Raw genomic sequence first — 12292 nt, forward strand, 5'->3', positions numbered from 1 at the left:
CTGGGAGATCCTGGAAGGCCAGGGCACAGCGCAGGTAAAGGTAAAGATCGGAACGACGTCGGGTAACGTAGAGGTGTCGGCTACAAATGACTGCGGCGCCAGCAGCAATGCCAGCCGTGCGGTGGTAGTAACCAATGTACTGGAAGCACCTGCTGCTATAAAGGGTACAACTACCGCTTGCATAGGTACAGAACTTACCTATAGCATAGACGCGGTAGCCGGAGCCACAGGCTATACCTGGTCCGTACCGGCTACCTGGACGATCGTGGGCAGTGCTACATCCACTACCCTTACCGTGAAAGTAGGAACAGCCCCCGGAAACATCAAAGTGGCCGTAACCAACCGTTGCGGTGCGGGCGCCGAGGCCAGCCTGGCAGTTACGCCGACATTAGCGCCGGAGGCACCAGGAGCCATCACCAACACCTCGGATGTGTGTATCAGCAGTGTCGGCAATGTGTTCAGTGTGGCAGCCGTGCCGGGCGCTACCTCCTATACCTGGACGGTGCCGCAAAGCTGGACCATCACGGGCGGACAGGGCACGAACACCATTACGGTAACGGCCAGTACAACAGGCGGGGCAGTGAGTGTAACTGCCACCAACGACTGCGGTACCAGCCCTGCCTCTACCCGTAACGTGGACATTACCCTGCCGCCGGCAGCTGTCGGCAGAATAACGGACAACAGCAATGTATGCGAAGGGCTGGTGTTCACAGCTGACGCTGTGGAAGGCGCCACCTCCTATACCTGGTCTGTGTCGCCTGGCTTCACCATCGTGTCAGGACAGGGAACGGCAAAGGTGACCTTGAAAGCAGACTCTCCGAAAGCAATAGGTCAGGTAACTGTAGTGACCAACAACGGCGGATGTGCCAGTTCGGTAGAGGCCTCTGCCCCGATAGATGCTTCTCTGGTTGACGGAGAGCTGAGCTTGCCGAAAGCCTTTAGCCCGAACGGGGACGGCAAGAACGACACCTGGCTGATTGCTAACCTGCTGAAGTTCCCGGACAACGAAGTGGTGATTTTCAACCGCTGGGGTTCGGAGGTATACAAGCAGCGTGGTTACAAAAATGACTGGATGGGCAAAGGCCTGGAGCAGGGTACTTACTTCTACAAGGTGAGGGTGAAACTGTGTGATGGTGTATACAAGGAGTTTGCCGGGTATGTCGCCATCTTCCGATAAGTGAGAGCATAACATTTCAAAAAATTTAGTACAATGAGAATACTTTATACGCTGCTGGCCCTATTGCTCACGTTCGCGGCTAGTGCCCAGCAAAACCCACAGTACTCGCAGTACATCTTCAACAGTATGGCCATCAACCCGGCTTATACAGGCAGCAAGAATGTGCTCAATATCAACGCGTTTCACCGCTCCCAGTGGACGGGCCTGGAAGGAGCCCCCACTACGCAGGCGCTGAGCGTGGACGGGATCACTTCCCATGAGCGGCTTGGACTGGGGCTCAACATTACCCGCGACAAAGTTGGGGCTTACTCTACGCTGTCCGCGTATGCCAATGCTGCGGCCAGAATACGGGTAAGTGAGCAAGGGGTACTGAGCCTGGGTGTGGCAGCGGGCGTTGTACAAAGTGTAATGGACGGAACGGAACTGGGCGTGCCCGACGATCCGAGCATACCGAGCGGCAAAGAAGTGGCCATCCGGCCGGACGTGAAACTGGGCCTGTATTTCCATACGCCGCGTTTCTATGCAGGGGTATCGGCATCCGACCTCATCCAATACAAAGACATTCTGCAGATAGAGCCCAAGCGCCACTACTACTTCACGACCGGCTATGTGTTCGATATCAGCAGCTTTGTGAAGCTGAAGCCAAGCATACTGGTGAAGGAAGATTTTAATGCTCCTGCCAACGTGGACCTGAATGGTTTCGTGTTGCTGGGAGACAAATTGTGGCTGGGCAGCTCGTACCGTACCAGCGTCAACATGTTCAACAAGAATCCGGAAGAACTGGAAGTGAACAAGCGTACGGCAGTGGCGCTGATTGCGGAATTACAGGTAACCAGAGCCTTGCGCCTGGGCTACTCATATGACAAAATGCTCAACGATTTGAACGGCTTTCACTCGCATGAGATTTCTGTAGGTTACTACTTCTTCAAGAAGCAGGACACGAAAATGATGACGCCGCAATACTTTTAATCTAAGCTTTTACTGCATATGAATATCAAATATACCCCCTTATACCTCTTATTAGCAGTTATGCTGGGTTTTGCCCCTGCCGCACAGGCGCAGCAGGAGCTCCGGAAAGCGAACAAACACTACGAGAAATATGAATTTGCGCTGGCGCTGGAACAATACCAGAAAGCCGCTGCCAAGCGCAAGCCGGACTTACTGACCGCAGAGCGTATAGCCGACTCATACCGCCTGACCCGCCGCACGGTGGAAGCAGAGAAATGGTATGCACAGGTAGTCGCTATGCCGGGTCGTGATCCAAGGAACATCTACCAGTATGCCGAAGCACTTCGCAGCAATGGCAAGTACGAAGAAGCCAAAGCGCAGTTTATGCTGTGGGCAGATGAGGTACCCGACATGGAGGAGCGTGCACAGGCCTACATGGAAGCCTGCGACAAAGCCATGAGCTGGATGGCGCAACTGCCGGTAGCAGAAGTGCAGCAGCTGAAAGGCTTGAATGCCAAGGGTTTCTCAGACTTCAGCCCGGCCAGCTTCGGACCCAACATAATTTTCACCTCCGATCGTGGCGAAGGCAGTGGCGCAGCCAATACCTATGGTTGGACAGGCAGACCTTACCTGCAGCTGTACGTGGCCAGCAAAGACAACCAGGGGAACTGGGGAGCCCCAAGTGCCTTGAGCGAAATGATCAACGAGCAGTACCACAACGCGACAGCTTCTGCCGATGAACAAAGCAAAGTGCTGTATTTTACCCGGACCCACCTGGTGCAGAAGCGAAACCACGGCAACGTAGACCCGACAAGCTGGGTAGAAAATCCGGGGCAGGCAAAGGAGTACATCAACCGGTTGGAGATCTTCACGGCCCAGAAGCGGGGAACTGCCTGGGCTGATATCAAGCCATTCACCTACAACAATGTTGCCGAGTACTCAGTAGGGCATCCGGCACTTTCGCCCGATGGCAAGATCATGTACTTTGTGTCCGATATGCCTGGAGGCGTTGGGGAGACAGACATTTATTACTCCATGCGCCAGGCTGATGACAGCTGGGGAGAGCCTGTAAATGCAGGTATACTCATCAATACTGCTGGCCGTGAGAGTTTCCCGTACATCGATAAAAGTGGTAAACTGTTTTTCTCTTCGGATGGTCATGCAGGTATGGGTGGTCTGGATATTTTCTCAGCAGAAGGCAAGCATGCTGCCTGGACAGCTGTCAAAAACATGGGCTTCCCGGTTAACTCTTCCAAAAATGACTATGGCATCATGTTCCACGAAGATGGTGAAACAGGCTTGATTTCTTCTAACCGCGACGCAGCAGATGGGACAGATGACATTTTCAGCTTTAAAATATTGCAGAAACCCGTTGTGCTGGCTGTAACAACGCTGGAGCGGAAGCAGAACGAGAAGAAGCGAACGGTGCAGGTGGTGCTGCCGCAGGTGCAGCTCGTCATATCGCAACAGAACCTAAACGACACAACGACAGTTATGACGAACAGGAAGGGGCAGTATTTTATGGATGGTCGCAAAGGCAATTCTTACTCGCTGCAAGGTACTAAACAAGGGTACCTGAACCAGAATACGCAGGTGACCGTCCCAACCACAGCAGGAGATACCGTGCAGGTAGCGCTTGTGTTCGACAGAGACGAAAAAGATGTCGCGATTGTGCTGGAAAATATCTACTACGACCTGGATAAGTGGGATATCCGCCCGGATGCGGCCAGGGAGCTGGACAAACTAGCTGAGGTGCTGAAGGCGAACCCAACGGTGAAAATGGAGCTGAGCTCACATACCGACAGCCGCGAAAGCCTCAAGTATAACCAGTTGCTTTCGGAGCGCAGAGCGCAAGCTGCAGTAGATTACCTGATATCCAGAGGAATTGCCAGCAGCAGACTGACTGCCAAAGGATACGGTAAGACCAGGCTGGTAAACAGCTGCACGGATGGCGTGCAATGCCCGGAAGAGGAACACCAGCAGAACAGAAGAACCGAGTTCCGAATTAAGTAAGAACCCGCATCAGATAAGAAGTAAGATTTCATTAGCTTTCATAGTATGGAAAGGCTCCGCAGTTTCTGTCGGAGCTTTTTTACTTTAGGAGCCATTCCACTCCAAAGCCATGTCCAGCTGCCGGAAGCGTATAGGAGGCATCAATAAAACAGCCACTATCTGAAAAAATGAAGATGTTCGCTCCGGGGAGGAAGTAAGTAGCAGAAGTAATTTTTTTGCTCTTTTGTGTTAGATGCTGCTGTAAGGCATTGATCTTAAAAGTCGTACGTTTGAAGAGATCTTGTGTCTTACGTCTTGCTACTTGTGTCTCTACTTAACAGGTTTGACGGGGAGGCGTTTGTAGCATATTCCCCTTTAACCGGATCACAGGAGCGATTGCGGCAGCGGATCAGAATTGGCTTGCTCAGAAGGAGCTTATAAAAATTTTAACCCTTGAAGGTTGCCCCTCGTTTTCTAAGCAGCCAACTTGCATACATGAATTCGAAACTGCTCCTGTCCCTCTGTTTTTCAGTAACCATTCTCCTCCTCCTGCCACAAAAAGGCTTTGCGCAACAGCAGGTAACCGGAAAGGTCCTCCATGCCCAAACAAAGCAACCTCTGGAAGGCGTCACCATCACAGCCAATACCGGAGAACAAACTTCAACCACAGCCTCGGGCCGGTTTTCGCTGGAAGTGCCAGCATCAGCTACGATCCTGCTGGTTACCCACATCGGGTATAAGCCGGATACCTTATACCTCAGCCCTACACAACCAGGTATAGAACGGCAGGTGCTGCTGGAGCCTGTCCTCTCGGCCTTGTCGGAAGTGGTGGTAAACGGCTATGAGAGCAACCGCCCCCTGCTGCAGACTGCCGGTGCCCTGAGTGTGATCGAAAGCGAAGTGCTGCAGCGCTTTGATGAAAGCTCGCTGGTGCGGGCCGTCAATACAGTGCCCGGGGTTCGGATGGAAGAAAGAGCGACTGCCAGCTACCGCCTGTCCATCCGGGGCAGCAGCCTGCGTTCCCCTTACGGCATACGCAACGTGAAGGTATACCTAGGGGAGATACCGCTGACAGAGGCCAATGGCATCACCAACCTGAACCTGTTGGATGCGGCCAATTGCAGCCGGATAGAAATACTGAAAGGACCTACGGGAAGTATCTACGGAGCAGGGACAGGGGGTACGGTGCTGCTGGAGCCGCGCCGGGCTGTTCCGGGGGAGCAGGTGTTGCAGGCAGGTACAACGATCGGTTCTTTCGGGCTGCAGCGGTATACCGCCAGCGCCAGTTCGGGCACCGAAAAGAGTAATTTGCTGGTGCAGTACACCCGCCAACGCTATGGCGGCTACCGGGAACAATCAGGTATGGACCGGGAGACGCTGCTGCTGACTTCCTCTTTTTATCCTTCCGACAGAAGCACCATAAGCGCCAATATCCTGTATTCGGACCTGTACTACGAGCTGCCCGGCGGACTGACACAGGAGCAGTATGAACAGGACCCACGGCAGGCGCGTGGCGGGATGTTCGGCAGCGTGGTGCAGAACGCTTCCATGAACCAGAAAGGTGTGAACGTGGGACTGTCGCAGGAATACCGGTTCAGTGATAAATGGAAAAACACCACTGCCCTGTATGGCCTTTTCCGGTTCCGGGACCATCCTTTCAACACGGACTATGAGCGCAACAACAACCAGGAGTATGGCGGACGCAGCCGTTTTGTCTTCAACACCAACCTGGGTGCCGTAGGCACAACGGTCACCTTCGGAGGAGAATACCAGCGGGGCTTCGAGGTCTCCCGCACCTATGACAACAACAAAGGTATACCGGACTCACTGCGCACCGATGATGAAGTACTAGCCAAAACCGGTTTGCTGTTTTCGCAGGCCGAGTTCATGCTCCCGGATGGCTGGATCGCTACGGCAGCGCTTAGCCTGAATGATACACGGTATGAGATCACAAGGCTGCGGCAGGCAACCAGTGGAGAAGCGTACCAGTTTTCCCGCGATTTCAATGCCGTGCTTTCGCCCAGGATCGCCCTGCTGAAGCAGCTGTCCGGGCAGGTATCGGTGCACGGCAGTATCAGTTCCGGTTTCTCGCCGCCAAGCGAGGAAGAGTTACTTACCTCCGACGGGGTGCTGAACCAGGAGCTGGAGGCCGAAAAAGGCGTTAATTATGAGGCAGGGATCCGGGGCTATACCTTGGGACAGAAGCTAAGCTTCGATGTGGTGGCGTTTCATTTCAGGTTGCGCGAGACCATTGCCAGCCGGCAGGACTTGTCCAGTATAGCCGTCTTCCGGAATGTGGGCGCTACTACGCAAAGCGGACTGGAAGCGGCTGCCGGCTATACCTTACTGGAAGATGCAAATAAGCCTGTAAGCCTTCTCAAGGTATGGGGCAGCTATACCTACAGCCACTTCCGGTTCCGGGATTATCAGAAAGATGAGACAGACCTGAGCGGCAACAAACTGACGGGCGTAGCGCCGCATACCCTCACCGCCGGACTGGATCTGGCCACCCGATTCGGTGGGTACCTTCACCTGACGGCCAACTATGTCGATGAGATTCCGCTTACGGATGAAAACACCGTGTATGCAAAAGCCTATTTTGTAGCCGGTGCGCGGCTGGGGTGGAAGCGTGAGTTGGGGCGTCATTTCCGGATGGATGTATTTGCAGGGGCAGAGAACCTGACCGATCAACGGTATAGCCTGGGCAATGACCTGAATGCCTTTGGCGGGCGCTACTTTCAGCCGGCCGCACCCCGCAACTATTACAGCGGCCTGTCTTTTTCTTATAAACTGTAGCGGACGCGGTGAATTTACCTGGCTGTCCCACCCGGCGGATATTGTGCCAGGATGGATGCGATAGAACGCCGAATCTTTTTTACTTCCGTCTGCGCGGCGTCGATCTCTCCTTCGGCCCAGCCGCGCCATACCAGTTCGTTGGAGCGTGAGTCGATCAGGTCGATGATCAGCGTGCCCACCGGATACGCATCTGTGCTTCGGTAGCCGGGAAAGCCGGTAGTGATATAGTTGTAGCGGTAGCCGTACCAATAGCTGTAACCCAGGCCGGGCGCATCCGTCGTTGTCCGGACCAGGTTGGTGTCCTGCGCGACGGCTACATCATACGCGATGAGCAGATCAGGGCTTTCAGCGTCCGGCGTCAGTCCTTTTTTGACCAGTTCGGATGCCACGGCATCCCGCACCCGCCTGTCCAGCAAGGGCTCGAATGCCGTAGGGTTGGCGCTGGTGCCAGCTGCTTCCGGCTCCAGGATAGAAAAAGTACGGTATACCTGAAAGCTGGCATTCCGGTCAAACGCGCTTGTGGCCCGAATGGAAGGTAAGCAGCTGTTGAAGCCGAGGAGAAACACAAGGATAAGTGAGAGCCTGCCTGTCGTGCGAACCGGAGTATTTTGCCTGGTATTCATGCCTGCGTTTAATTTTTGAAAACTTTAGAAGGTATACGCTTTTGCAGGGATAGATGGTACGTTGCGTCTGGAAGAGAACAGGAGCCAGGCAGGTTTACTGCAGTCTAAAAAACAAAAGGCCGGCTCTCGTGAGAGAGCCAGCCTTTGCAGGGTATACGGCAGGAGCTTATCCTACTGCTGTCATTTCCTGATTTTGTTCGTTGTATGACTCGATGGGAGCGCAGGAGCAAACCAGGTTGCGGTCACCGTAGGCGCTGTCGATGCGGCTAACGGTTGGCCATACCTTGTTGTCGCGCAGGTATGCCATCGGGAATACTGCCTTCTCACGGGAGTAAGGACGATCCCAGTTCTCTACCATCACCACCTTGAGGGTATGCGGCGCATGCTTCAGCACGTTCTCTTTTTGGTCTGCTTTGCCTTCCTCGATCTCACGGATCTCTTCCCGGATCGAGATCATCACATCGCAGAATCTGTCCAGTTCTTCCTGTGCTTCTGACTCCGTTGGCTCTACCATCAGCGTACCTGCTACCGGGAACGATACAGTAGGCGCATGGAAACCATAGTCCATCAGACGCTTGGCAATATCTTCCACTTCCACACCTGCTTTCTTGAACTCACGGCAATCCAGGATCATTTCGTGTGCGCAGCGGCCATTAGCTCCTACGTACAGTACCGGATAGTGTGCTTCCAGGCGTGCTTTGATGTAGTTGGCGTTCAGGATCGCTACTTTGGTAGCTTCTGTCAGGCCTTCGCCGCCCATCATGGCGATGTAGGCATAAGAAATAGGCAGGATGGATGCAGAACCCCAAGGCGCTGCAGATACCGCATTGATCGCTTTTTCATGGCCCACATTTACGACCGCGTGACCAGGCAGGAACGGTGCCAGGTCTTTTACTACACCGATCGGGCCCATACCAGGACCACCGCCACCGTGCGGTATGCAGAAAGTCTTGTGCAGGTTCAGGTGACATACGTCCGCACCGATATGAGCCGGAGAAGTAAGGCCTACCTGGGCATTCATGTTGGCTCCGTCCATGTATACACGGCCACCGTTTTCATGAATCGCTTTGCAGATCTCGATGATGCTCTCCTCATACACGCCGTGCGTGGATGGGTACGTCACCATCAGGCAGGATAGCTCATTCTTATACTGCTCTGCTTTGGCACGCAGGTCGGCTACATCGATGTTGCCTCTTTCGTCGCACTTCACAATCACTACTTTCATGCCGGCCATCACAGCCGAAGCCGGGTTGGTACCGTGTGCCGATGATGGGATAAGGGCAATGTTGCGGTGATGGTCGCCACGTGACTCGTGGTACGCACGGATCACCATCAGGCCCGCATACTCGCCTTGTGCACCCGAGTTCGGCTGCAGCGAAACAGCATCGAAACGGGTGATCTCACACAGCCAGGCTTCCAGGTCCGCAAAGATCTGCTTGTAACCCAATGTCTGGTCAGCAGGAGCGAAAGGGTGCAGCTGACCAATCTCCGGCCACGTAACCGGAATCATCTCGGCCGTAGCGTTCAGCTTCATGGTGCAGGAGCCCAGCGGAATCATGGAATGTACCAGGGAGATGTCCTTGTTCTCGAGGTACTTCATGTAACGCAGGATCTCATGCTCCGAGTGGTGCTTGTTGAATACTTCGTGCGTCAGGTAGTCGCTCTTACGGATCAGGCTGTCAGACCAGGTGATCTCCGTATCTTCCGGAAGCTCGTCTATACCTAATACTTCCGCTGACTTACCTGCTACTTTCGCAAACACGGCCAGTACAGCTTTCACATCTGCCAGGTCTGTGTTCTCATTCAGGGAGATGGTGAGGTAGTTTTCTGTTCCATAATGGAAGTTGATGCCGGCTGCTTCCGCCTCCGTACGTACGGCGTCTTTCAGGGCAGCGCTCTCAACGGCTACTTTCAGCGTATCGAAATACTGCTTGTTGAGCTGCTCAAAACCCAGTGAAGCAAGTCCTTTTTCCAGTTGCTGCGCCAGCGCGTGCGTGTTCAGGCCGATGTATTTCAGGCGGCGCGGGCCATGGTATACCGCGTACATACCGGCGATAACTGCCAGCAGTACCTGCGCGGTACAGATGTTGGAGGTTGCTTTCTCGCGGCGGATATGCTGCTCACGAGTCTGCAGGGCCATGCGGTAGGCTTTGTTACCGGCTGCATCTACCGAGATACCAATGATACGGCCCGGGATCACGCGCTTGAAGGCATCCTTTGTAGCAAAGTAACCTGCGTGCGGACCACCAAAACCCATCGGTACGCCGAAACGCTGGGTAGTACCTACTACTGCGTCAGCGCCCATTTCACCCGGAGGTGTCAACAGGGTCAGGGAAAGAATATCAGCAGCAACCGCTACCAGGATGTCCTGTGCGTGTGCCTTTGAAATAAAGTCGGTATAGTCGAATACTTCGCCATCCGCAGCCGGGTATTGCACGATTGCACCGAACAGGGTCTCATCTTCGAGGTTGGCCTCACGGTGGTCACCGATCACCAGCTCAATGCCGAGTGGCGTAGCACGTGATAGCAGTACGTCCAGTGTTTGTGGCAGCACCTGCTCCGATACAAAGAAGCGGGTGGCGTTTTTGCGGGCGCCTTTGCGCTGCGCGTAGAACATACCCATGGCCTCGGCAGCGGCTGTGCCTTCGTCGAGCAGGGATGCGTTGGCAATTTCCATACCGGTCAGGTCCATGACCATGGTCTGGTAATTGATCAGTGCCTCCAGGCGACCTTGTGCGATCTCTGCCTGGTAAGGCGTATAAGCAGTATACCAACCCGGGTTCTCCATAATGTTACGGAGGATTACCGGAGGCATGATGGTGTCGTTGTAACCCAGACCGATATACGACTTGTATACCTTATTCTTCCTGGCGATCTCTCCAAACTTCTTCAGAAAATCTCTTTCAGAAAGCGCCTTTGGCAGGTTAAGCGGCTTTTTTAGTCTAATGGCGGCCGGTACGGTCTCCTCAATCAGTTGATCCAGTGAGTTTACCCCAATGGTTTTAAGCATGTCCTGCATTTGCTCTTTGTCCGGGCCGTTGTGGCGCTCCTTAAAAGTATCAGCAGGTTTTGTTTTAAGTATCATATTGATGAAGTATTGATTGGGAATTTTTGGGTTTTAACTTTCCAGTGGAAGACAAGCCGGGGCTCTCTTTCAATATTTTCTACAAAAGTAATAGTAATTGTTTATTATATTGAAGCATGAAAGCTAAATAGTTCTGCATGTGGCAGGTGGCCAGAACGTGCTGGTACTTACTATAAAGGTATACCTATAATATAATATAGAAGGTATAGCACCCGGCTTCTCCCAGACAAGCCAACACAAAATCAGAAGGAACAATTCAGAAACAGGCATAGATGAATAAAGTTAAGATCGGGATCATAAAAGAAGGCAAAGTACCGGTAGACAAGCGGGTGCCGCTCACGCCTAAGAAGTGTGTGGAAGCCATGCAGGAATTTCCGGATGCAGAGGTAGTGGTGCAGCCCAGCGATGTGCGTTGCTTTACAGACAAGGAGTATGAGGAGCTGAACATACCACTGCAGCAGGACCTGAACGATTGTGACGTGCTGATGGGAGTGAAGGAAGTGCCCATAGACCAGCTGATCCCGGGCAAGACCTATTTCTTCTTCTCGCACACGATAAAGAAGCAGCCGCATAACGCCAAGCTGCTGCGTGCCATACTCGAAAAAAATATCAGGATGATAGACTACGAGCTGCTGACCAATGCCCAGGGGCAGCGGGTGGTGGCTTTTGGCAGGTATGCCGGAATCGTAGGCGCTTATAATGGTATACTGACCTATGGCAAAAAGTGGGATCTCTTCGACCTGAAGCCGGCTTACCTGTGCCACGAGATGGAGGACATGCAGGAAGAATACTTTAAGGTAAAGCTTCCGCCCATCAAGATCGCCGTAACCGGTGGGGGCCGCGTGGCCGGGGGCGCCATGGAAGTGCTTAACAAAATGGGCATCCGGAAAGTAAGCGTATTCGACTACCTCTACAAGCAGTTCAAAGAGCCGGTCTACGCCCAGCTGCATTCAGGCGACTACAATACGCGTCCGGATGTAGAGGTATGGGACTCCCCCGACTTTTATGCCAACCCACACCTGTACCAGTCTACTTTCAGAAAATTTACCAGGGTAACCGATCTGCTCCTGGCCTGTGCCTACTGGGATCCCCGTGCTCCCAAGCTTTTCTCAGAAGAAGACACCCGCCAACCCGATTTCAAAATTGATACCATCGCCGATATCACCTGCGATGTAGATGGTTCTATACCTACCACCACACGCTCTACTACGATTACAGAGCCTGCCTATGATTACAACCCGGAGTCCGGCAAACAGGAGGCCGCCTATAGCCGGAAAGGAAACATCACCATAATGGCCGTAGACAACCTGCCCTGCGAACTGCCGCGCAATGCTTCCCGCGACTTTGGACGCCATATAATAGACTTCGTATTTCCGCAGTTCTTTAATCAGGATGAAGGAGGTATGCTGGAGCGGGCCACAATAGCCAAAGGCGGAAAACTGACAGAGCGCTTTTCCTATTTGCAGGATTATGTAGCCGCAGCTGTGGTCTAAAGTAGAAAGTCATTATAAAAAGGTGTCGGCTGATCGCTGCCTAACCAGAAGGTATACCTATTATAGATGCCATACCTAATTATAAGGATCAATTTGTAGGAGAATAACTCACACTATATATAATAGGTATGGGTAGGATAGCATTCCGATACCTATAGAGAGAAAGAAGTTTACACGA

General features: G+C 53.1%; 7 protein-coding genes. 5 read left to right on the forward strand and 2 right to left on the reverse strand.

Annotation, left to right across the window (positions count from 1 at the left end):
* The 4 genes from OB13_RS09415 to OB13_RS09430 all read left to right on the forward strand — a co-directional run.
* Positions 1-1177: T9SS type B sorting domain-containing protein (locus tag OB13_RS09415; RefSeq protein WP_461489909.1), on the forward strand; the 1177-nt coding region annotated here is incomplete at its 5' end.
* A gap of 33 nt (positions 1178-1210) precedes the next feature.
* The gene (locus OB13_RS09420) at positions 1211-2146 is read left to right on the forward strand and encodes a PorP/SprF family type IX secretion system membrane protein (protein ID WP_461489910.1); all 936 of its coding nucleotides are present in this window, start codon (positions 1211-1213) and stop codon (positions 2144-2146) included.
* A gap of 18 nt (positions 2147-2164) precedes the next feature.
* Positions 2165-4138: an OmpA family protein gene (locus tag OB13_RS09425; RefSeq protein ID WP_461489911.1), complete on the forward strand. Its 1974-nt coding sequence runs from the start codon at positions 2165-2167 to the stop codon at positions 4136-4138.
* 474 nt (positions 4139-4612) lie between these two features.
* Positions 4613-6913, forward strand: a complete 2301-nt coding sequence (locus OB13_RS09430; protein ID WP_461489912.1) for a TonB-dependent receptor domain-containing protein — start codon at positions 4613-4615, stop codon at positions 6911-6913.
* Positions 6914-6927: 14 nt separating this feature from the next.
* Here the strand turns inward: OB13_RS09430 and OB13_RS09435 are convergent, their stop codons facing one another.
* On the reverse strand, positions 6928-7536 hold the full coding sequence (locus OB13_RS09435) for a DUF4136 domain-containing protein (RefSeq protein ID WP_461489913.1): 609 nt from the start codon (positions 7534-7536) through the stop codon (positions 6928-6930).
* A gap of 166 nt (positions 7537-7702) precedes the next feature.
* On the reverse strand, positions 7703-10621 hold the full coding sequence (gcvP, locus tag OB13_RS09440; RefSeq protein WP_461489914.1) for an aminomethyl-transferring glycine dehydrogenase: 2919 nt from the start codon (positions 10619-10621) through the stop codon (positions 7703-7705).
* Positions 10622-10893: 272 nt separating this feature from the next.
* On the opposite strand from gcvP, the gene OB13_RS09445 reads away from it, so the two are divergent.
* Positions 10894-12114, forward strand: coding sequence for an NAD(P)-dependent oxidoreductase (locus tag OB13_RS09445; protein ID WP_461489915.1), 1221 nt, complete (start codon positions 10894-10896; stop codon positions 12112-12114).
* Positions 12115-12292: the final 178 nt, after the last annotated feature.

The organism is Pontibacter sp. HJ8, from assembly GCF_054824225.1.

Bases quoted from the DNA above. Each gene is read 5' to 3' on its own strand.
- OB13_RS09430 (WP_461489912.1), top strand. From the start codon at position 4,613: ATGAATTCGAAACTGCTCCTGTCCCTCTGTTTTTCAGTAACCATTCTC.
- OB13_RS09420 (WP_461489910.1), top strand. From the start codon at position 1,211: ATGAGAATACTTTATACGCTGCTGGCCCTATTGCTCACGTTCGCGGCT.
- gcvP (WP_461489914.1), bottom strand. From the start codon at position 10,621: ATGATACTTAAAACAAAACCTGCTGATACTTTTAAGGAGCGCCACAAC.
- OB13_RS09445 (WP_461489915.1), top strand. From the start codon at position 10,894: ATGAATAAAGTTAAGATCGGGATCATAAAAGAAGGCAAAGTACCGGTA.
- OB13_RS09425 (WP_461489911.1), top strand. From the start codon at position 2,165: ATGAATATCAAATATACCCCCTTATACCTCTTATTAGCAGTTATGCTG.
- OB13_RS09435 (WP_461489913.1), bottom strand. From the start codon at position 7,536: ATGAATACCAGGCAAAATACTCCGGTTCGCACGACAGGCAGGCTCTCA.